The 21312-nt window shown below is 70.6% G+C and carries 19 protein-coding genes; 9 read left to right on the top strand and 10 right to left on the bottom strand.

Annotated elements, in window-relative coordinates:
- Nucleotides 1–31 precede the first annotated feature (31 nt).
- A partial coding sequence (locus ASD62_RS17635; protein ID WP_235530787.1) for a hypothetical protein occupies nucleotides 32–573 on the bottom strand: 542 nt, incomplete at its 3' end.
- 333 nt (nucleotides 574–906) lie between these two features.
- On the opposite strand from ASD62_RS17635, the gene ASD62_RS17630 reads away from it, so the two are divergent.
- Nucleotides 907–1791 carry an alpha/beta hydrolase gene (locus ASD62_RS17630; RefSeq protein WP_200956961.1) on the top strand — a complete coding sequence of 295 codons (885 nt, stop codon included), beginning with the start codon at nucleotides 907–909 and terminating at the stop codon, nucleotides 1789–1791.
- 33 nt (nucleotides 1792–1824) lie between these two features.
- Here ASD62_RS17630 and ASD62_RS17625 read toward each other — a convergent pair whose 3' ends face one another.
- Nucleotides 1825–2013, bottom strand: a complete 189-nt coding sequence (locus tag ASD62_RS17625; protein WP_235530786.1) for a Flp family type IVb pilin — start codon at nucleotides 2011–2013, stop codon at nucleotides 1825–1827.
- A gap of 144 nt (nucleotides 2014–2157) precedes the next feature.
- Here ASD62_RS17625 and ASD62_RS17620 point away from each other — a divergent pair, with 144 nt between their 5' ends.
- The 5 genes from ASD62_RS17620 to ASD62_RS17600 are packed head-to-tail and all read left to right on the top strand — an operon-like array spanning nucleotide 2158 to nucleotide 6315.
- Nucleotides 2158–2814, top strand: a complete 657-nt coding sequence (locus ASD62_RS17620; RefSeq protein ID WP_056917540.1) for an MBL fold metallo-hydrolase — start codon at nucleotides 2158–2160, stop codon at nucleotides 2812–2814.
- Between the two features lie 53 nt (nucleotides 2815–2867).
- Entirely contained in the window at nucleotides 2868–3077 is a 210-nt protein-coding gene (locus ASD62_RS17615) for a hypothetical protein (protein ID WP_056917539.1), read from the top strand.
- A gap of 10 nt (nucleotides 3078–3087) precedes the next feature.
- Nucleotides 3088–3858: an ABC transporter ATP-binding protein gene (locus ASD62_RS17610; protein WP_056917538.1), complete on the top strand. Its 771-nt coding sequence runs from the start codon at nucleotides 3088–3090 to the stop codon at nucleotides 3856–3858.
- Entirely contained in the window at nucleotides 3834–5408 is a 1575-nt protein-coding gene (locus tag ASD62_RS17605) for a hypothetical protein (protein ID WP_056917537.1), read from the top strand. The genes ASD62_RS17610 and ASD62_RS17605 overlap by 25 nt, the downstream gene beginning before the upstream one ends.
- A gap of 37 nt (nucleotides 5409–5445) precedes the next feature.
- Nucleotides 5446–6315, top strand: coding sequence for an endo alpha-1,4 polygalactosaminidase (locus ASD62_RS17600; protein ID WP_200956960.1), 870 nt, complete (start codon nucleotides 5446–5448; stop codon nucleotides 6313–6315).
- A gap of 16 nt (nucleotides 6316–6331) precedes the next feature.
- On the opposite strand, the gene ppgK is transcribed toward ASD62_RS17600, so the two are convergent.
- Both ppgK and map read right to left on the bottom strand, forming a co-directional pair.
- On the bottom strand, nucleotides 6332–7114 hold the full coding sequence (gene ppgK, locus ASD62_RS17595; protein ID WP_056917536.1) for a polyphosphate--glucose phosphotransferase: 783 nt from the start codon (nucleotides 7112–7114) through the stop codon (nucleotides 6332–6334).
- Between the two features lie 51 nt (nucleotides 7115–7165).
- A complete protein-coding gene (gene map, locus ASD62_RS17590; RefSeq protein ID WP_056917535.1) occupies nucleotides 7166–8029 on the bottom strand; it encodes a type I methionyl aminopeptidase in 864 nt (287 codons plus the stop codon).
- 52 nt (nucleotides 8030–8081) lie between these two features.
- Here map and ASD62_RS17585 point away from each other — a divergent pair, with 52 nt between their 5' ends.
- Complete coding sequence (locus tag ASD62_RS17585) at nucleotides 8082–8270, top strand: hypothetical protein (protein ID WP_056917534.1); 189 nt, start codon at nucleotides 8082–8084, stop codon at nucleotides 8268–8270.
- 24 nt (nucleotides 8271–8294) lie between these two features.
- On the opposite strand, the gene ASD62_RS17580 is transcribed toward ASD62_RS17585, so the two are convergent.
- Entirely contained in the window at nucleotides 8295–8921 is a 627-nt protein-coding gene (locus tag ASD62_RS17580; RefSeq protein ID WP_056917533.1) for a class I SAM-dependent methyltransferase, read from the bottom strand.
- Nucleotides 8922–9007: 86 nt separating this feature from the next.
- Complete coding sequence (gene fgd, locus ASD62_RS17575) at nucleotides 9008–10015, bottom strand: glucose-6-phosphate dehydrogenase (coenzyme-F420) (RefSeq protein ID WP_056917532.1); 1008 nt, start codon at nucleotides 10013–10015, stop codon at nucleotides 9008–9010.
- Between the two features lie 56 nt (nucleotides 10016–10071).
- Here fgd and ASD62_RS17570 point away from each other — a divergent pair, with 56 nt between their 5' ends.
- On the top strand, nucleotides 10072–11397 hold the full coding sequence (locus tag ASD62_RS17570) for an ArgE/DapE family deacylase (protein WP_056917531.1): 1326 nt from the start codon (nucleotides 10072–10074) through the stop codon (nucleotides 11395–11397).
- On the opposite strand, the gene ASD62_RS17565 is transcribed toward ASD62_RS17570, so the two are convergent.
- The 3 genes from ASD62_RS17565 to ASD62_RS17555 form a co-directional block, all read right to left on the bottom strand.
- Nucleotides 11387–12445: a M36 family metallopeptidase gene (locus ASD62_RS17565; protein ID WP_056917530.1), complete on the bottom strand. Its 1059-nt coding sequence runs from the start codon at nucleotides 12443–12445 to the stop codon at nucleotides 11387–11389. The genes ASD62_RS17570 and ASD62_RS17565 overlap by 11 nt on opposite strands.
- Before the next feature lie 131 nt (nucleotides 12446–12576).
- On the bottom strand, nucleotides 12577–13455 hold the full coding sequence (panB, locus tag ASD62_RS17560; RefSeq protein WP_056917529.1) for a 3-methyl-2-oxobutanoate hydroxymethyltransferase: 879 nt from the start codon (nucleotides 13453–13455) through the stop codon (nucleotides 12577–12579).
- 39 nt (nucleotides 13456–13494) lie between these two features.
- Nucleotides 13495–15576, bottom strand: a complete 2082-nt coding sequence (locus ASD62_RS17555) for an NAD(+) synthase (protein WP_056917528.1) — start codon at nucleotides 15574–15576, stop codon at nucleotides 13495–13497.
- Between the two features lie 306 nt (nucleotides 15577–15882).
- Here ASD62_RS17555 and ASD62_RS17550 point away from each other — a divergent pair, with 306 nt between their 5' ends.
- Nucleotides 15883–18114 carry an immune inhibitor A domain-containing protein gene (locus ASD62_RS17550; protein WP_235530785.1) on the top strand — a complete coding sequence of 744 codons (2232 nt, stop codon included), beginning with the start codon at nucleotides 15883–15885 and terminating at the stop codon, nucleotides 18112–18114.
- Between the two features lie 102 nt (nucleotides 18115–18216).
- On the opposite strand, the gene ASD62_RS17545 is transcribed toward ASD62_RS17550, so the two are convergent.
- On the bottom strand, nucleotides 18217–21240 hold the full coding sequence (locus ASD62_RS17545) for a S8 family serine peptidase (protein WP_157581623.1): 3024 nt from the start codon (nucleotides 21238–21240) through the stop codon (nucleotides 18217–18219).
- Nucleotides 21241–21312: the final 72 nt, after the last annotated feature.

Genomic DNA, 21312 nt, shown 5'->3' with positions numbered 1-21312 from the left:
ACCGCGACGCAGGTCCAGGAGCCCTTGNNNNACGTGCTTGAACCCGTAGAACGACAGGGTGTCGAAGGTGGCGGCGTAGCACGTCCCGGCACTGTAGGGGTGGTGGTAGAACTGCGTGACCCCGTTGCCCGACTTGAAGGTGATGCCGGCGATGGTGACGTTGTACGTCGTGCTCGTCCCGACGAGCCAGGAGTTGCCGGCGTTGCCGCAGTTGAGCGTGACGGTGCACTGGGGGAGCGCGCCACCCGTGCCCGAGATCTCGGGGTTCTGCCAGCCGACGTTCGGGCCGAGGATCCGCAGGCCGGAGAACGTCGTTCGCGTCTGCGTGAAGGTGTGGGCGCGGCCGGCGAGGCGGATGGCCCGGCGCGGGCACGAGACCTTCGCGACGGCCAGCGCCTGGGTGAGCTTCTCGTCGTCGGTGCCGGTGAACGAGTCAAGGAGGATGTCGTCCTGCGCGGTGGCTGCGCCGGCAGGAGCGGCGCCGGTGACGGCAGCTCCGGTGGCGACGACGGCGGCGACGCCAAGCGTCTTCAGGACGGTCCGGCGGGCTGAGGTGCTGGTCTCGACAGACATGGGTGATCTCCGTTGCTTCCAGGTGGTCGGGGGGTCAGGGGAACCACCACGACTCGCGGATCGGGGGCTCCGCGACTCCTCCATCGTGGGCACTGGGCCGCGCCGGGCTGGTCGACTTGGCCAAGCCTTGACGGTCGTCTCGTCCGTTCGTCCAGCCCGGTCTCAACCAAGCGGTGGCCGACCGTCGTCACTCACCTGAGGTGGGGCGCTGCGAGCAGTCCCCACGCGCCATACCTGCCGGTGCATCCGCACCAGGCGCCGGCCGAGGCCCCACGACGCACCCGAACGGCGTTCAAGGGCAAGCCGATTCGGGGGCAGCGTCGAAGCACCCTCATGGGACTCCGCGCCGACCTGACCGCCTGGACCATGGGTCGCGGAGCATCGCGCACCGTGACGTACGGCGACGCCCTCCAGTTCGAGGGCGGCGACCTCGCAGCACCGACGGAGGTTCGCGTCGCGACGCGCCACGGTTCGGTGCGCTGCGAGGTGTACCGGCCGCACGGTGAACCCACCGGGGTGCTCGTGCACCTGCACGGTGGTGCGTTCGTCATGCGGTACCCGGCGATGGACGACTTCTGGGCTCGCTACATGGCAGCCCGTGCGGGGGTGGTCGTGCTCAACGTCGACTACGACGTCGCCCCGCGGCACCGTTACCCGGTGGCGCACGAGGAGGCTCACGACGTCCTGGCCTGGGCCGCGTCGCCCGCCCAGACGCTGGTGCCCCGCGGCACGGCCGTGGCGGTCAGCGGCCTCAGCGCGGGGGGCAACCTCGCGGCGGCGGCGTGCCTGCTGGCCCGTGACGACAGGTCTGTCCGGCCGGCCCTCCAGGTCCTCGGGGTGCCGTCGCTCGACGTGGCCGAGCCCGTCGGCACCAAGGTGGCACGAGCACCTCGAGCCATGATCGGGACGGAGCTGCTCGAGCTCGTCCGCGCGACGTACTTCCGCGACGGCTCCCGCCGCGGGGAGGCCTACGCCTCACCCTTGCGCGCCGAGCGGCTCGACGGCCTCGCCCCGGCCCTCGTCGTGACGGCGCAGCACGACGTCCTGCGCCACGAGGGCGACGCGTATGCCGCGCGGCTCGCGGACGCGGGCGTGCCCGTCGAGCACCTCGTCGTCGCAGGGGCCGACCACTACTTCCTCGACGGCGACCCTCGGCGGGCGCGGGAGATCCTCGAACGGGTCGCGGTCCACCTGCGGGCGTCGTTGACGGCTCGCTGAACGACCTCGGGACCGCTGGGCTGCCGCGGTGGGTCAGACGCTGGTGGCGGCCTTGCGGAACAGTCCCGAGAGGTTGTTGCCCAGCAGGACGACGGCAGCGATGATGACGATGGCGATCAGCGCCACCATCAGGCCGTACTCGACCGCGGTCGCGCCGCGCTCCCGGGACAGGGGCGTGAGGCGTGCAGCCAGCCGGTGCGTCATACGGCGTCCTTCGTTCATGGTGGGCCCCTGGGTGCGGTCCAGGGTGGGGGAGCACCAGTCTTTCCCACCTGCCCCAGCGGTACCTCCCCGTAACGGGTTCGTGTCCATCGACCGAACGGGGGAGGGGGTGCCGCGTCCGGCGACGCGCCCTACGGTGGATCCATGCGGATCACCCACCTCGGCCACGCCTGCCTCCTCGTCGAGCTCGCGGACGCACGCATCCTGATCGACCCGGGGACCTTCTCCCCGGACGCCATGGGCCAGCGCGACCTCGACGCCGTGCTCGTCACCCACCAGCACCCCGACCACCTGGACGTGCAGCGACTGCCGGGACTGCTGTCGGCGAACTCCGGTGCCCGGCTCGTCACGGACCCCGAGACCGCGAAGCAGCTCGAGGACAAGGGAATCGACGCTGAACCCCTGCCGGCCGGCGCCGAGGTCTCCGTGGGTGCGGTCACGGTGACCGGGGTGGGCGAGATGCACGCCCTCATCCACGACGACATCCCACGGATCCACAACACGGGGATGCGCGTGACGGCACCGGGGGAGCCGACGTTCTTCCATCCGGGCGACGCCCTCGACGCCGAGCCCGGGAAGGTCGACGTCCTCGCCTTCCCCCTCAGCGCACCGTGGGCGCGCAGCCGCGACATGACCGGGTTCCTGCGCAGGCTCGCTGCCCCCCACGCCATCCCGGTCCACGACGCCCTCCTCAGCGAGGTCGGGCGCACGCTCTACCTCACGCAGGCGGCCAACCTCGGGTCCCCGGACACGCAGATCCACGACCTGTCGGGCGGCGCGAGCCGGGAGTTCCACTCCTGACCGGTGGCCGGACTGGATTTGGCGGTTAGGTAAGCCTCACCTACGCTCGTGACGTGCCCAAGGACCCCAAGGCCAAGGCGACCACGACCGCGAAGGCCAAGAAGAAGTGCTGCAAGGACAAGCCGCGCTGCAAGCAGTGCCCGGTCGTCCTCATGCGCCTGGAGAAGATGGGCTACGCCGAGCAGGACGACACGAAGCCGCGGCGCTACACCGTTCGGTCTGACGTCCCGAAGAAGGCCATGCTGGTGGCGCGTCAGCGCTAGCGTCGTGGCCATGCCGGACGACCAGATCGCCCTGGGCCTGCGGGGCCTGACCAAGCGCTTCGGCGACATGGTCGCCGTCGACCACTTGGACCTTGACGTCCCGCGGGGCTCGTTCTTCGGCCTCGTCGGTCCCAACGGTGCCGGCAAGACGACCACGCTCTCGATGGCCACCGGCCTGCTGCGCCCCGACCAGGGCACGGCCCACGTCCTCGGCGCCGACGTGTGGAGCGACCCGGTCGCGGCCAAGGCCCGGATCGGGGTGCTGCCCGACGGCCTGCGGTTGTTCGACCGGCTGACCGGTCGTCAGCTCGTCACCTACGCAGGCCTGCTGCGGGGCATGGACCGGGAGCTCGTCAGGCAGCGGACCGACGAGCTGCTGGCGGCCCTCGGGCTCACCGACGCCGCGGAGAAGCTCGTCATCGACTACTCGGCCGGCATGACCAAGAAGGTCACGCTGGCCTGTGCCCTGATCCACGCCCCGCGCTTGCTCGTCCTCGACGAACCGTTCGAGGCGGTCGATCCCGTCTCGGCGCGGACCATCCGCGGCATCCTGGAGGACTTCGCCGCCAACGGTGGCACGGTCGTCCTCTCCAGCCATGTCATGGACCTCGTCGAGCGGATCTGCACCCACGTGGCGATCATCGCCGCCGGACAGGTGCGCGCCCACGGCACCGTCGACGACGTCCGGGCCGGGATGAGCCTCGACGACCGGTTCCTCGACCTCGTCGGGGGACAGACCGACGTGGAGGGGCTCGCATGGTTGCGCACCTCCTCCGACTGAAGCTCGACCTGCTGCGCAACGGGTTCCGGCGCAGCGTGGCAGCCCTGGTCGGGATGGTGCTGGGCATGCTCTACGGCGGCGGCATCGTCATCGGGATCCTGGTGCTGATGGCAACACTGCGATTCCAGGGGGACGCGGAGCTGACCCGCACCGTCCTCACCGTGGGTGGAGCAGGCCTGGTCGCCGGCTGGGCGCTGCTGCCCGTCGTCCTCTTCGGCATCGACCCGACCCTGGACCCGACACGGTTCGCGACGTTCGCGGTCCGGGAACGGACGCTCGCCGTGGGGCTGCTCCTCAGTGCCCTCGTCGGGCTGCCGGGGATCGGGACCGTGCTGATCGTCCTCGGCATGGTGTTCGCCTCCACGCGCAGCCCGCTCGCGGCCCTCGTGGCACTCGTGGGAGGAGTGCTGGGCCTCGCGGCCTGCCTCATCGCCAGCCGGGTCGTCTCCGGCGCCGCCGCCGCGGTGCTGGCCTCGCGGCGGGGCCGCGACGTCGCCGGTGTCGGGGGACTGTTGTTCTTCCTCGCCGTGGGACCGCTCCTGGGCTTCATCAACGACGGGGGTGTCACCCGTGAGCGCCTCGTCGGCCTGGCCGACGTCCTCGCGTGGACGCCGCTCGGGTGGGCGTGGGCGGCGTCGGGCGACGTGCTGCTCGGTCACTGGGGCCAGGCCGGCCTGCGTCTTCTCCTCGCAGCGGCCACGGCGCTGGTGCTGTTCCTCGTCTGGGAACGCCTGCTCGTGTCGGTCCTGCGCAACCCGAGGGGGTCGACCGGGGAGGGTGGTGGCGCCCGCCGGGGCCTGGGCCTGTTCGCGGCGCTCCCCGGCACACCGATGGGCGCGATCGCGGCCCGGGCCGGCACCTACTGGATCCGCGACCCGCGCTTCAACTTCCCGGCCATCATGACGGTCCTGCTCCCGGCCGGGCTGCTGTTCCCCGGACTGGCTGGTGACGGGTCGGACGGCCTGCTCGCGGTCATGCCCCTCGTGGCCGCCTACCTCATCGGCTGGGGGCAGCACAACGACGTCGGCTACGACTCCACGGCCTTCTGGCTGCACGTGGCCTCGGGGGTGGACGGGGTGGCGGACCGGGTGGGACGGCTGTTCCCCTCGGGGGTGCTGGCCCTCGTCTGCGTGCCCGGCTACGCCCTCCTGGGGGCCCTCCTGGGCGGCTCGTGGGCGTACTTCCCGGCGGCGCTGGGCACCGGCGTGGCGGTGGTGCTCAACGGGTTCGCCGTCGCGTCGGTCACCAGCGCGGTCAAGCAGTATGCCGTGCCCTCGCCGGGTGAGAGCCCGTTCAGCAGCCGCCCGGGTTCGGTCGGCGTGACCTTCGCGGTGCAGACCGTGTGCGGGGGCGCCGTCATGGCGTTGTCGCTGCCGGCGCTGGTGCTGTTCGCGGTGGCCCTGTTCGGGCATGCCTGGGCGGCCTGGCTGGTGCTGGTCCTCGGACCGGTGCTGGGGGCCGCGGCCTTAGTCGTCGCGGTGCGCGTGGGTGCCGACCTGTTCCGCAGGCGCCAGGCGGACCTGCTCCAGGACCTCGTCTCGATGCGCTGACGTGCCTCGCCCCGTCCGCGCTGTGAGGGCGGTGGTCGTGCTGGCCACCGTCACGGTGGTCGGTGCCTGCTCGACGGCGCCGGCGACCGGCGAGTCGTCCGGTCGGAGCGGGACTCCCGCGGCGACCGCGACGACCTCGGTGCGACCTTCGGGAAGCACCACCACCTCGCGGCCGGCGGCCGCGGTCCACCTGCCCCCCACGACCGGGGCGTTCGACTACCAGCTGGACGAGCCCTACCCACCTGCTGGGGGTGTCACCGTCGTGGTGCGGGACCGCGAGTCGCCGAGTCCGTCGGATCGCTACGGCGTCTGCTACGTCAACGCCTTCCAGACCCAGCCGCAGGACCGGGACGCATGGCTGAGGGACCGCGCAGCCCTCGTCCTGCGCCATGCGTCCGGTGCTCCGGTCACGGACCCCGGCTGGCCGGGCGAGCTGCTGATCGACATCGGCCGTCCAGCGCTCCGGCAGGCGGCCGCGACGGTCGTCTCCGCCCAGCTGGACACCTGCGTCGGCCAGGGTTTCGAGGCCGTGGAGCTCGACAACCTCGACTCGTGGACCCGGTCCGGTGGGCGGCTCACGCAGGCCGACGCGGCGGCATACGCGAGGCTCCTGGTCGCGGCCGCGCACGCCCGCGGGCTCGCGGTCGCCCAGAAGAACACCGTCGAGCTGCTCGACGCACCCGGGCGACCGGCGTTCGACTTCGCGGTGACCGAGGACTGCGGCCGGTACGAGGAATGTGGTGCGTTCACCCGGGTGTACGGCACCCGGGTCCTCGACGTGGAGTACACGGACCGTGGGTTCGCCGCGGCGTGCAGGACCTCGCCGTCGGTGCGCGTGGTCCGTCGGGACCTCGAGCTGGTGGCGCCCGGTGGGGCCGGGCACGTGCTGCGCTACTGCACGCCGTGACCCGGCCCCGGGGGGACTACTTCTTGCGCCGGTCGTGCTCCTCCTGGGCGAGGTGCGCCGCCCCGATGATGCCGGCCTTGTTCTGGAGGGTCGCTGCCACGATCGGGGTCTTGAGCTCGAGCAGGGGCAGGAACTGGGCGGCGTCCTTCGAGACCCCGCCACCGACGACGAAGAGGTCCGGCCACAGCAGTGCCTCGACGTGGCTGTAGTAGCGCTGGAGCCGCTCGGCCCACTCGGGGTAGCTCAGGCCCTCCTTGTCCTTGATCGAGGAGGCCGCTCGCGACTCGGCGTCGAACCCGTCGATCTCGAGGTGGCCGAGCTCGGAGTTCGGGATGAGACGGCCGTCGAAGATCAGGGCCGAGCCGATGCCGGTGCCGAGCGTCGTCATCACGACGAGACCCTTCTGCCCCTTGGCGGCGCCGTAGTGCAGCTCCGCCACCCCGGCGGCATCTGCGTCGTTGACCAGGACGATGTCGTGGCCGAGCTTCTTCTCCAGCATCGGCTCCGCGTCGAAGTCGAGCCACGACTTGTCGATGTTGGCCGCTGAGCGCACCACACCGTGCGTGACGACGCCGGGGATGGTGACACCGATGGGGGAGTCGCCGCGGACGTCCTCGAAGTGGTCGACGATCTGGTCGATCACCTCGGCGACGGCCTCCGGGGTGGAGGTGGCCGGGGTGTCGATCCGCATCCGTTTCGAGGCGAACGACCCGGAGGACAGGTCGACGGGCGCGCCCTTGATGCCGCTGCCCCCGACGTCGATCCCGAGCGGGAGTCCCTGCGTGGCGTGCTTGGACATGGTGTGCCGCCTCCTTGCGGTCGCCGCGCCGTGCGGCGGGTGGGTGGTGCGTTACGGCAGCGTCAGGATCTCGTTGCCGTTCTCGGTGATGAGGATGGTGTGCTCGAACTGCGCCGAACGCCGGCGGTCCTTGGTGACGACCGTCCAGCCGTCGTCCCACATGTCCCAGTCCGGGGTGCCGAGGTTGAGCATCGGCTCGATCGTGAAGGTCATGCCGGGCTCGATGATCGTCGCGTACGAGGGCGCAGCGTCGTAGTGGGGGATGATCAGTCCGCCGTGGAACGCGGTGCCGATCCCGTGCCCGGTGAAGTCGCGGACCACGCCGTAGCCGAAGCGCTTGGCGTAGCTCTGGATCACGCGGCCGATGATGTTGATCTCACGCCCGGGGACCGCGGCCTTGATGCCCCGCATCATCGCCTCGTGGGTGCGCTCGACCAGCTGGCGCGACTCCTCGTCGACGTCGCCGCACAGGTAGGTGGCATCGGTGTCGCCGTGAACGCCGCCGATGAACGCCGTGATGTCGATGTTGACGATGTCGCCGTCCTCGAGGGGGCGGCTGTCAGGGATGCCGTGGCAGATGACCTCGTTGACCGAGGTGCACAGCGACTTCGGGAACCCCTTGTAACCCAGTGTCGACGGGTACGCCCCGTGGTCCATGAGGAACTCGTGCCCGACCCGGTCGACCTCGTCGGTCGTCACACCGGGGGCGATGACGGCTGCAGCGGCGGCCATGGCCTGGGCGGCGATCCGGCCGGCGACGCGCATCTTCTCGATGGTCTCGGCGTCCTTGACGTCGCCGCCCTCTTCGCGCTTCGGGGCCGGCCGGTCGACGTACTCCGGTCGCTCGATGGTCGCGGGGACGGCGCGACGCGGCGACACCTCGCCCGGGGCCACGCTTGCGTAGGTCGTCGGCATACGGTGGAGTCTAGAGAGGTCCACAGATCCGTCGAGTTGGAGGGCACCCCCCATGGCTTACTGGTTCAACGTCGATACCCACCAGGTCGAGAGCGACGACGACAAGAGTCAGGGCGCCCAGCTGATGGGGCCCTACGACTCCCAGGAGGCTGCTGCGTCGGCCCTCGAGAGCGCACGGAAGAACACCGAGGACTGGGACGCCGAGGACAAGGCGTGGAACGAGGGCACCACCGAGGCCTGAGCGGCCCCCGCCTGCTGTGTCAGCTCAGTCGTTGAGGCGGTGCACCGACACGGCATACCCGCCGCCGTCCACCCACGGCGACCGCTCCCAGGTCGCGTAGCGGCGCAGGAACGACAACCCGGCGACGTCGCAGGCCCGGTCGTAGTCCGCGAGCGGCGTGACCGGGCAGCCGCCGGGCAGGTGCGCGGCGTCGAGCCCGAAGCCGGCCACGAGCAGGCCGCCGGGCTGCAGGTGGGCGGCGACCCGGCCGACCGCCGCGAGGAGGGTGCCGGGGGCGAGCAGCGGCACGACGTTGCCGGCCAGGACGGCGAGCTCGAACGCCTGCGAGCGCAGCTGGAGCCGGCTGAGGTCCTGGCGCACCCAGGTCGTCGACGGGTCCCGCTGCTCGGCGACCGCGATCATGTCGGCGTCGGCGTCCACCCCGACGCAGTGGTAGCCCAGCGCGGTGAGCTGGATCGCCACGCGGCCCGTCCCGCAGCCGCCGTCGAGCACGCGCACCGGGGGAGACACGAGGGAAGCGACGAAGGCCGCCTCCCCGTGGATGTCCACGCCCTGGCCCGCCAGGTCGTCGAAGCGTTGCTGGTATGCCGTGGCGGCGCCGGGCCCACCGGACACCTCGGACCAGCGCGTGCGGGGCTCCATCTCGGTCATGATCGTCCCTCTCGTGCCAGGCTCACCCGGTCGGTCGACCGTCCGTACCCAGCGTAGATTCGGTTGGGGCGCAAGGGAACCCGCGGTCAGCCCAACTCGCGCAAACCGGGCAGCACGCGGTCGGCGAAGGTCGTCAGGAAGCGCGACTGGTCGGCGCCCGGACCGTGGAACACCAGGTGGTTGAAACCGAGGTCGACGTACGGCTTGACCGCCGCGACGACCTCCTCGGGGTCGTCGGTGACGATCCAGCGCGAGGCCACCTGCTCGTCGGGCAGCTCGTCACCGAGCCGCTCCATCTCGAGCGGGTCGCTGGTGCCGTGCTTCTGCTCGGGGGTGAGGGACAGGGCCGCCCAGAAGCGGCAGTTCGCCACGGCCTGCTCGCGGTCGGGGTCCCACGAGAGCTTGACCTCGATCATCCGGTCGAGGTCGTCGCGGGTGCGGCCGGACTTGGCCAGGCCCTCGTCCACGGCCGGCAGCAGCTTGTCGCGGTAGAGCTCCTCGCCCTTGCCGGAGGTGCAGATGAAGCCGTCACCCGCGCGGCCCGCGTAGCGCGCGACGAGCGGCCCGCCGGCGGCGACGTAGACGGGCACCGGCTGGTCGGGCTTGTCGTAGATCGTCGCGTCGGTGGTCCGGTAGTACTCGCCCTCGAAGGTGACCCGGTCCTCGGTCCAGAGCAGGCGCATGAGCGTCACCGCCTCCCGGAGCCGCGCGAACCGTTCCTTGAACTCCGGCCACTCGTCCACCGAGCCGACGACGACCTCGTTGAGGGCCTCGCCCGTCCCGATGCCGAGCATGACCCGGCCGGGTTGGAGGGAGCCGAGGGTGCCGAACGCCTGGGCGACGACCGCCGGGTTGTAGCGGAAGGTGGGGGTCATCACCGAGGTCCCGAGCAGCACCCGCTCGGTGCGCTCACCGAGGGCAGCGAGCCAGGCGAGCGAGAACGGAGCGTGGCCGCCGTGGTGCCGCCACGGCTGGAAGTGGTCCGAGACCATCACGCTGTCGAGGCCCACCTGCTCGGCCTGGACGGCGAACTCCAGCAGGTCGCGGGGGGAGAACTGTTCGGCGGAGGCCTTGTACCCGATGCGCAGCGTCATGACCCCACCGTAGGCTGCGGCCCCTCGGCCCGCGCGGGCCGTGGCAGGCTCGCGCCATGACGTCCCCACTGCAGGCCCCGACCGAGCAGGAGCGCCGCGTCCTCTCGGCCGTCGACACCGACGCGCTCCTGGCTGACCTCGCGGCGCTCGTGGCGTTCGCCCCGGTGGGTGGGAGTGCCGGTGAGGTGGCCGTGCAGCGTTGGTGCGCCGGGCGCCTCCGCGAGCTGGGCCTGCACGTCACCGAGTGGGACGTCGACCTCGCGGCGGAGGCGGCCCACCCGGACTTCCCCGGCATGGAGGTGGCACGAGATGCGGTCGTCGGCGTGGTCGGCACCTGGGGACCGGCCGGCCGGGACGACCTCCCCGCACTCGCCCTGTGCGGGCACACGGACGTCGTGCCGGTCGAGGACCCCGCCCGGTGGCGGACCGATCCCTTCGTCCTGGGTGTGGCCGGTGGCACGGCTGCGGGACGCGGAAGCTGCGACATGCTCGGCGGCGTCGCCTCGATCCTGGCGGCCGTCCGGGCCCTGACGACGGTGGGCGTGACGCCGACCCGCTCCCTTGCGGTGCACCTCGTCAGCGGGGAGGAGGACGGGGGAGTGGGTGCGTTCGCCACCCTCCGCGCCGGGCACCTCGCCGACGCCTGCCTCATCGCCGAGCCGACGAGTGGTGCGGTCATCCCCACGAACGCAGGCTCCCTGACCTTCCGGCTCGAGGTCGACGGCCGCGCGGCCCACGGGTCGACCCGCACCGTGGGCGAGAGTGCCCTCGACCACCTGGCTGCGGTGCAGGACTGCCTGCGAGACCTGGAGGCGACCCGGAACGCGGACGCACCAGCCGCGTTCGCCCACCTCGACCTGGTCGCGCCCATCTCCATCGGGATCGTGCGCGCTGGCACGTGGGCGAGCACCGTGCCCGACCTGCTGGTCGCCGAGGGGCGGTACGGCGTGCTGCCCGGAGAGCCGCTCGACGCGGCCAGGCGGGTGTTCGAGGACTCGATCGTGCAGCTCGGACAAAGGAATCGGTGGCTGGCCGAGCACCCCGTCCGCGTGACCTGGCCCGGTGGTGCGTTCGCCTCCGGAACGCTGCCGGAGGGCCACGCCCTGCTGGGCGAGACGGTGGAGGCGGCGGTGCACGCTGGGGCCGCGGCTCCCCGCGTGGAGGGTGCGCCGTACGGCTCGGACCTGCGGCACTACGCCGCCCAGGGGGTGCCGACCCTGCAGTTCGGTCCGGGGGAGCTGCGCCACGCCCACGCGGTGGACGAGTCGGTGGCGGTCGACGAGCTCGTGGACTGTGCGCGCACCTACGCCCTCCTGGCGTTGCGGCGGTGCGTGGCACCGGCCGCAACGCCGGGTCAGGGCGACGACGCGGCTAGAACCTGATGCCGCGAGCGGCGAACCGGTCCTTCACCAGGGCCGCAGCGGCTGCGCCGTCCTTGGCGAGGGCCTCGGCATACGTGGCCTTCGCGGCTGCGGAGAAGCTGGTGCCGGGGGCGTAGGAGAACTGGCTGTTGACCAGGGTGCGGTCCCAGGCCGCACTGGTCTTCCCCATCGCCTGGTAGCCCTTGCGGATCTCCCAGAGCGCCTGGCTCCAGATCTGGCCGTCGTAGTGGACCTCGCCCTGCTTGTCGGCGACCGTGAGGCCCAGGTCGAACCGGCGGATGCAGTGGGGTGCGCCCGTGTACGAGGTCGAGTCCCAGTCCATCGGGCAGGCCTCCTCGGCCTTGACCGGCCACCCGTACTGCTTCGCCGCGGCCAGCCCGACCGACACGGCGAGGTAGTCGCCGAAGGACTCACCGATCGCCCCGGCCTCCTCGCTGGTGCCGTAGCCGGGGACCTGGGAGGCGTGCACGGCGTGGCCGTACTCGTGGACGATCACCTCGGCGTCCTCCGCGTCGTCGACGCCCCCCTTGCCCAGCCGCACCCGGTAGGGCTTGTCGGTCTGGTAGGAGTTGTCGCCGCCGTACTGGTCCACCTTCACGTCGAACGACTGGTGCACGATGCCCGGCAACGTCGACCCGAACCCGAGCGACTGCAGGTACTCCTGCGCCTGGTTCACCCAGAAGTAGGCCATCACCTGCTCGAACTGGTCCTGGTGCCGGGTGTAGGTGAACGTGTTGGTCGCGCTGTAGGCAGGGGTCCCCGTGGCCGACTGGACCGTCACCCAGGACCCGCGGAGGTACCCGGAGCCGTCGAGGTTGCGCAGGGCGACCTTCGCGTAGGCCGACGCCGGGACGGCCGCGTCCGAGTCCTTCTGGTCGGTGAGCGACTGGTCGCCGGAGGACTGCACGGGGTTGACCATGAAGACCGAGCCGGACCCGGTCGTGGTGTTCGCGGCCCTGGTCGCCTGGGCCGGTCCGGCAGCGAGACAGAGGGCGAGGGCGGTCACGCCGAGTGCGGCCAGGGTCGTGGTGCGTCGGTGAGGGGTCACGAAGGTCCTCCGATGACGAGGTGGGCCGGACCCGGTCCGGGTCCTCGGAGGGACGCTAGCCGCGCAGGACGCTCCTCGGCTCCTACCGTTGCGCGATCTTTCGCGGATCCACCCGGCAGCAGCGCCGGTGCCTACTCGGAGAAGGAGTGCTCCGCCGCCGGGAACGCCCCGCTGGCGACGTCCGCGGCATACGCGGCGGCAGCGCGGCCGAGCTCGCCCCGGAGGTCGGCGTACTTCTTGACGAACCGGGGTGCCTTGCCGCCCCGGAGGCCGGCCATGTCCTGCCAGACCAGGACCTGCGCATCGCACTCCGGCCCGGCACCGATCCCGATCGTGGGGATCGACAGGACCTCGGTGACGCGGGCGGCCAGCGGCGCCGGCACCATCTCCATGACGACGGCGAAGCACCCGGCCTCCTGCAGGGCCAGCGCGTCCTCGACGAGCCGGTCGGCGGTGTCACCGCGGCCCTGCACCTTGTAACCACCCAGGACGTGCTCACTCTGCGGGGTGAACCCGATGTGCCCCATGACGGGGATGCCCGCCCGGACGAGCAGCTCGACCTCGGGAACCATGGGCGCACCGCCCTCGAGCTTCACGGCGTGCGCCATGCCCTCCTTCATGAACCGCGTCGCGGTGGCGAGGGCCTGCTGGGGGCTGGCCTGGTAGGAGCCGAACGGCAGGTCCGCGACGACCATGGCGCGTCGGGCCGCCGAGGTGACCGCACGCACGAGGGGCACGAGGTGGTCGACGGTGACGGGCACGGTCGTCTCGAACCCGTACACGTTGTTGCCGGCCGAGTCGCCGACGAGCAGCACCGGGATGCCGGCCTCGTCGAAGATCTCGGCGGAGTACATGTCGTAGGCGGTGAGCATCGCCCACTTCTCGCCGCGCACCTTCATGGCCTGCAGGTGCGGGATGCGCACTCGCCGCTGGGGCGCGGCCTGCACCCCGGTGCCGTAGGGAGCGGTGACCTCGGAGGAGGCCGTGGGGGAGGTGGGCTGGTCGCTCATGCCCGCATCCTATGCAGGGCAGCGGGTGCGGGCCCCGACTCAGGCCTTCGGGACGTGGCGCTCGATCTCGGCCAGCCACGCGGTCGCACGGGCGTCCGAGGGCATGCGCCAGTCACCGCGCGGCGACATCGTGCCGCCCTGGCTGACCTTCGGCCCGTTGGGCAGCGCGGACCGCTTGAACTGGTTGGCGAAGAACCGGGCCACGAAGACCTCCAGCCAGTGCCGGATCGTGCCGAGGTCGTATGCCGTGTGCCGGCTCTCGGGGTAGCCCGCCGGCCACTGGCCGACCTGGGCGTCGTGCCAGGCGTGCCACGCGAGGAACGCGATCTTGCTCGGTCGGTAGCCGCGGCGGACGACGTGGAACAGGGTGAAGTCCTGCAACGCGTACGGCCCCACCGAGTCCTCCGTGGACTGGATTCGCTCGCCCTCCTTGGTCGGCACGAGCTCGGGGCTGATCTCCTGGTCGAGGATCTCGGTGAGCGTCGCGTTGACCTCGCCCTCGAACTGCCCGCTCGAGACGACCCAGCGGATCAGGTGCTGCATCAACGTCTTCGGCACGCCGCTGTTGACGCCGTAGTGCGACATCTGGTCGCCGACGCCGTAGGTGCACCAGCCGAGGGCGAGCTCGGACAGGTCGCCGGTCCCGAGGACGATCCCGCCGCGCTGGTTGGCCGCACGGAAGAGGTAGTCCGTGCGCAGGCCGGCCTGGACGTTCTCGAAGGTCACGTCGTAGACCTCCTTGCCCCGACCGAACGGATGGCCGAGGTCCCGCAGCATCTGCGTCGCGGCGGGGCGGATGTCGAGCTCCTCCCACGTCGTGCCGAGCGACTCCATGAGGTGGAGGGCGTTCTTCTTCGTGCCCTCGCTCGTGGCGAAGCCGGGCATCGTCAGGCAGACGATGTCGGTACGGGGGCGACCGAGCCGGTCCATCGCCTTGGCCGCGACGATGAGGGCGTGCGTCGAGTCGAGCCCGCCGCTGACCCCGATGACGATCTTGGGCTGCCACGTGTCCGTGGCCATGGCGCGCAGCCGCTGCTCGAGCCCCGAGACCTGGATGTTGTATGCCTCGTAGCAGTCGAGCGCCAGCCGCTCGGCGTCGTCGGGGACGAAGGGGAAGCGGTCGACCTTGCGGCGCAGGCCGATGTCGGTGCGTGGCGGGTTGAGCGTGAACTCCCTGACCCGCACCGGGTTTCCATCACCCAGCAGCGTCGCGGCGTGGCGGTTGTCGTCGAAGGAGCCCTGCCGGATCCGCTCCTGGCGCAGCCGGTCGAGGTCCACGTCGACGACGGTGGCCCGCGGACCGCGCGGGAAGCGCTCGGTCTCGCCGAGGAGGTCACCCATCTCGTAGACCATCGTCATGCCGTCCCACGAGAGGTCGGTCGTCGACTCCCCGCTGGAGGCGGCGGCATACAGGTAGGCGGCGTTGCACCGCACGCTCGCCGAACGGGCCAGCAGGTGCCGGTCCTCGGCGCGGGAGACGGTGATGGGGGAGGCGGACAGGTTGAGCAGGATCGTGGCTCCCTGCAACGCCGCTCGTGAGCTCGGGGGCACCGGGACCCACATGTCCTCGCAGACCTCCGCGTGGACGGCGAGCCCGGGCAGGTCGACGGCCTCGAAGACGAGGTCTGTCCCGAACATGACGTCGCCGTCCTCGTCGGCTCCCGGCCAGTGCGGCACGTGCAGGTGCTGGTCCTGCAGCTCGGCGCCCGAGGCGAACCAGCGCTTCTCGTAGAACTCCCGGTAGTTGGGCAGGGCCGCCTTCGGGGCCACTCCGAGGACCTCGCCACCCTGGATGACGACGGCGCAGTTGTAGAGCCGGTTCCCGTGTCGCAGGGGCGCCCCCACCACGATCACGGGGCGCAGCTTCGCGCTGGCGCGGGCGAGCTCGACCACCGCGGCGTCGACCGCGTCGAGCAGCACGTCCTGGAGGAAGAGGTCGTCGATGGCGTAGCCGGAGAGGCTGAGCTCGGGGAACACGGCGACGGCGACACCCTCGTCGTGCAGGGTCCTGGCCTGTTGGAGGATCGCCGCGGCGTTGGCCGCCGGGTCCGCCATCGTCACCGGCGTGGTGCAGGCCGCGACACGCGCGAAGCCCTGGTCGTAGGCCGAGGAGAAGTTCACGGGCGAGAGTCTAGGGAGCCCGTGTCCAGCCGCTGCGATGTGACCTGGGTCACCATGTTCATTAACACGTCGTCCATCGGCCGAACGGGTGAATTTCTTTACGCTTTCCTGACCAATCCGGACAATCCGCCAGACCTGATCCCGTGTTTGGCTCGCCCTTGTGTGTGCCGGACCCAGGTGCACACGTGGTGAACGTCAATTGGAGGATCAGTGAAGAGACGTTACGTCAGCGTTCTCTCGGGGGTGGCCGTCGCGGCCGTCGCCATGAGTGTGGCTTCCGCCCCTGCGCAGGCAAAACCTGCCCCGGTGGTGGCCAAGGACCCGAACTACACGAACCGGCCGCACGACCTGCCGAACCCGCTCGGTGACGCCCAGCGCGACCTGCGCGAGGAGGCCGTCAACCAGCTCATCAAGGGTGAGGCGACCACCGAGACCCGTGGTGGCCAGCGCGTCATCAAGGTCAAGGGCAGCAAGAACGCCGCGGCCCGCGGTACGAAGGCGGCCAAGGACAAGTACGTCTCGTGGCCCGTCAACCGCGAGGAGGACATCTTCACTGTCCTCGCCGACTTCGGCTCCAAGACCAAGACGACCACCGGTGGCACCGCCGGCCCGGTCCACAACCAGATCCCGGCCCCCGACCGCAAGTGGGACGGCAGCAAGACGGACGACAACTCGACCTACTGGACCAAGGACTTCAACCGCCAGCACTACCTGGACATGATGTTCGGCGAGGGCGAGTCGTTCAAGGACTTCTACACCAAGCTCTCCAACGGTCGCTTCCTCGCCAAGGGTGACGTCTCCAACTGGGTCTCCGTGCCCTACAACGAGGCCGCCTACGGCAGCAACAAGCAGAGCGACGCCGCGGGTTACTGGCCGTTCATCGCCGACACCGCGACCGCTTGGTACAACGACCAGAAGGCCCAGGGCAAGACCGACGCCCAGATCAAGTCCTACCTGTCGCAGTTCGACAAGATCGACCGCTACGACTACGACGGCGACGGCAACTTCAACGAGCCCGACGGCTACATCGACCACTTCCAGGCCATCCACGCCGGTGAGGGCGAGGAAGCCGGTGGCGGCGCCCAGGGCGAGGACGCCATCTGGTCGCACCGCTGGTACGCCTACTCGAACAACCAGGGCAAGACCGGCCCCGCCGGAAACCTGCTCGGCGGTGTGCCGCTCGGCAACTCGGGCATGTGGATCGGTGACTACACGACCGAGCCGGAGAACGGTGGCCTCGGTGTGTTCGCGCACGAGTTCGGTCACGACCTCGGTCTGCCGGACCTGTACGACACCGCGGGTGGCGACAACGGCACCGGCTTCTGGACGCTGATGTCCGGTGGTTCGTGGCTCAACAAGGGCACCGACTCCATCGGCACCACGCCCGGCAACATGGGCGCCTGGGAGAAGCTGCAGCTCGGCTGGCTGGACTACCAGCAGGTCAACCACGGCTTCGACCGCGACGTGAAGATCGGCCCGGCCGACCGCGACGACGCCAAGCTGCCGCAGGCCCTGCTCGTCAACCTGCCGGACAAGACGGTCACCACGACCTACAACAAGCCGCACAGCGGTTCGTTCGAGTGGTGGGGCGGTTCGGCTGACGGCCTCAACTCCACGTTGGCCCGCACCATCGACCTGACCGGCAAGAAGTCCGCGTCGGTCTCGGCCTGGCTGCAGTACAACATCGAGCAGGACTACGACGCCCTCTACGCCGAGGTGTCGACCAACGGTGGCGGCTCGTGGGAGCAGGTCGGCGGACTCGTCGACGGCCCGGCCGGCAACGCTGGTCTGACGCCGTGGGCCCAGAAGACCTGGGACCTGTCGAAGTACGCGGGCCAGAACATCACCTTCCGGTTCCGCTACGCCACCGACGGTGGCCTGCACTACGAGGGCCCGTTCCTCGACGACATCGCCGTCACCGCTGACGGTGCGAACGTCCTCACGGACACCGTCGAGAACGGTGACAACGGTTGGACCGCCAACGGGTTCAAGCGCACGGGTGGCTCGACCTCCGAGGTCGTGCAGCACTACTACCTCGCCGAGAACCGCGTCTACAACGGGTACGACAAGACCCTCAAGACCGGCCCGTACAACTTCGGCTGGTCCAACACCCGTCCCGACTGGGTGGAGCGCTTCCCGTACCAGAACGGCCTGCTCGTGACGTACGTCGACGGCCAGTACGGCGACAACAACACCAGCGTGCACCCCGGCCACGGCCAGGTGCTCCCGGTGGACGCGCGCTACCTGCCGGTCAAGTTCCCGAACGGCACGCTGCTCGGCAACCGTCGTCAGCCGTTCGACGCCACCTTCGGGCAGGAGAAGACCGACGCGGTCACCTTCCACATGAACGGTGTGCCGACCACGGTCAAGTCGAGCAAGGCGATCCCGACGTTCTACGACCTCGACAAGAAGAAGTACTGGACTGCGGACAACCCGCAGAACTCGGTCCAGGTCGCCGGCTCGGGCACCAAGATCACGGTGGCCAAGACGACGAACAACGCGCAGGACATGCTGCTCAAGGTCCGCTTCGACCGCTGAGTGCTCTGACCTGATCGTCAGCTCCAGTGAGGCCCCGGGATCGAAGGATCCCGGGGCCTCACGTGCTGGTGCTGTCGGCCACCGCCAGGTGGCTCGGTCAGGTCATCCCGTCACGGACACCACGGTCGTGGCCACCCCCACTCCGCCGATGGCGTGGCTGACCGTGCCCAGGTAGTCGGTCCCGGCGGTGAGGCCGGACCAGGCCAGGCCGACGGTGGTGCTGCCACCGACCGTTGCGGTCACTGGACTGCCCGAGGTCACCTGGAGGCTGCCGCCGGTGGCGTCAGGAACCAGCCAGCTGCGCAGGTCGTACGCCGTGCCCGGCGTCCCGACGGCCCAGCCGTGGACCACCATCGTGTAGGTGCCGTCAGCCGGGTTCTCCAGGGTGATCTCCTCGTTGGTCCCACCGTTGGTGCTCTGGGCGACGATGCTGCCGTCAGGACCACGCAGGTAGAGGTCGAGGTCGGTGGCGCCGGGGAGCACCAGTGACCACCGGGCGAGGTTGACGCCGCTCACGGTGAAGGGGATCTGGTCGACGCCCGAGCCGTCGTCGGCACTCGGGTACGTCTGGTCGGGATCCTGGTCGATGGTCCCGTTGGTGTCCGTCGCAGGCACCAGTCCGTGCGGGGTGGCCGTGTACGCGCCGGCCCGCCCGAACTGCACGGGGATCGATGCCGTGCCTGACGTGCCCGTGCCCGAGACGGTGGCCGGCGTCGCGATGTCCACGCCCTTGACCGCGATGGCGCTGCGCACGGCATACCCGCTGCCTGCCCAGGTGAGCGAACCGAACCGCCACTCGCCCGACGGAGCCTGCCCCCCGTTGGTGAGGGTGACGGTGAACGTCGCCGACTCGTCGGGTGCGAGCCGCAGGGTCGACGGCGTGACCTTGACCGAGTACCCGGGCGGGGCGCTCGACCGGGCCGTGAACGTGGCCTTCTTGCCGGACACGTTGGTGACCGTCCGGGTGACCGTGGTCGCCCCGGGGACGGCCTCTGCGCCGATGGAGGCGTAGTTGAGGTCGGACGCCACCGTCGGGACACCTGCCGCCCGGAGGCTGGCACAGGTGGCATCCGGATTGCTGAACGCCTCCGGTCCCTCAGCGCACAGGAAGCCGAGGTAGTCCAGGAACCCGGCGTCGTAGACCAGTCCCGGTCGGAACGCGGATCCCTTCTCGCCCGGCTCACCGACCACGGCCAGACCGGCGCCCATGGCGAACGGCCCGGCCTGGGTCCTGCGGTCGTTGTCGCGGACGCGGGTGTCGGCGGTCGTCATCAGGGCCGACTTGGCGGCGGCGGCCGACCAGTCCGGGTGCGCCTGCTTGAGCAGGGCGTAGGAGCCCGCGACGACCGGCCCGGACATCGAGGTCCCGGCGATGGCCTGGAAGAGCTCACCGGCCGGCTGGGTGCCGGGCGACGGGAACGGCGTGTTGCCGGCCATGATCTGGACACCCGGCGCGCTGATGTCGGGCTTGATGATGTCGCCCGACGTGGGGTTCTCGCCACGGCTGGAGAAGCTCGCGACCGTCGGGGTCGGGAACGGAGCCTTGCTGATGCCACCGTTGACGAGGCTGCCGACCGGGTGCGCAGTCGAGTTCACCCAGGTGCGGATCGCGGTGCCCGGGGAGTTGTCCACCATCACCGTCGGGACGAAGAAGTTGTCCGTGAAGATGTTGTCCACGTCGTTCTGGTTGTAGAGCACCATGCCGATGCCGCCGGCGCGCTGGACCTCGAAGCTCTTCTCGATCCGACCGTTGGTGCCGCGACCGCAGAGCACGATCTTGCCGGTCACCTTGGCGGGGTCGAGGGTGCCGGCGAGGCAGAGGTCGGAACCGGCAGATCCGGCGCGGGCGCCGTCGACGAACTCGGCCCTGGCCGTTCCCCTGGTCACCGATCCGCCCACGTAGCTGCGTCCGTTGCCGAGCTTGACGACCCCCTTGTAGAAGGTCGGGTAGGTCGTGGCTCCGACGCCGGTCACCCACGGCACGTCTGCGGGACCACCGATCGTCGCAGCACCGGGTCCGGAGTTGCCGGCCGACACCGCGGTGAAGACGTCGGCGTCCGCCGCGAAGAGGAAGGCGATGGTGTCGGCGCTGACGGTCTGTGCGCCGCCACCGATCGAGTAGTTGATGACGTCCACGCCGTCGGCGACGGCCTGGTCGATCGCGTCCGCGAGGTCGGAGGTGAAGCCACCGAGGTCTCCGAGCGCCTTGTAGGCGATCACCTGGGCGTCGGGGGCGATGCCCGAGACGACGCCCTTGCCGACGCCGAAGATGCTGGCGCGGACGTTGCCGTTGCCGGCGGCGGTCGATGCCGTGTGGGTGCCGTGGCCCTCGTTGTCACGGGCAGAGTCGAACTCGTGCGCCTCGAGACCCTGGTTGGCCTTGTAGGTGTCGAGGAACTCGCGTGCTCCGACGAGCTTGTTGTTGCAGGCGAAGGGCTTGTCGTTGGGGTTCCAGGCTGTGTTGCCGAAGGCGCAGGCGGAACGCTCGGCGGTGTCGAACACCGGTGCGGCGGGAAGTCCCGGCCTGGCGGCGAAGCTGGGGTGCTCGGGCCAGATGCCGGTGTCGATGACCCCGACGAGGACGCCCTTGCCGGTGATCCCCCGGGCATAGGCGTCACCCTTGCCGGTCAGGCCGAGGAACCTGTTGAGGCCGTTGACGGACAGGCCCCGCCCGTCGTCGTGGCCCCGCGAGTCGCTGGCGACCGCCGTGGGCTGTCGCAGCTCGTCCGGCAGGACCAGCGCCACGCCGGGGTCGCGGGCGATCTTCTCGGCGCTGCGAAGGCTGGTGCGCACGGCGAACCCGTTGACGGCGTTGCTGTAGTCGGTGGTCCTCTGGGTGGTGGAGACACCGGCGCGCTTGAGCACCGCGTCGTGGGTCGCCCGCAGAGCGGCCTTGCGTTCCCGTCCCCGGGGGGTGCCCAGGTCCTTGACCTTCATCGAACGCACGAGCGGGTCTGCCTTCATGACGACGATGTAGCTGCCCGTCGCGCTCTTGGTGACACTCGGTACGACCGAGCTCTTTGCCGGGGACGCCGACGTGGGCGACGCGGTCGCCGCCCAGCTCGGTGTCGTGGCCATGCACAGCGCCGCAGCCGCGGCCCCTGCCATTGCAATGATGCGCCTCACGACAACACTCCTCCCGTCCGGCTCACCACCGGACACGGCCAACAGGTGGCGGGGTCTCGCGAAGGGCCGTCG

Origin of the sequence: Phycicoccus sp. Root563, assembly GCF_001427915.1 — a bacterium.
Classification (GTDB): Bacteria; Actinomycetota; Actinomycetes; order Actinomycetales; family Dermatophilaceae; genus Pedococcus.
The sequence above is the reverse complement of the archived record's forward strand: the minus strand, read 5'-3'. Positions and strand labels throughout refer to the sequence as shown.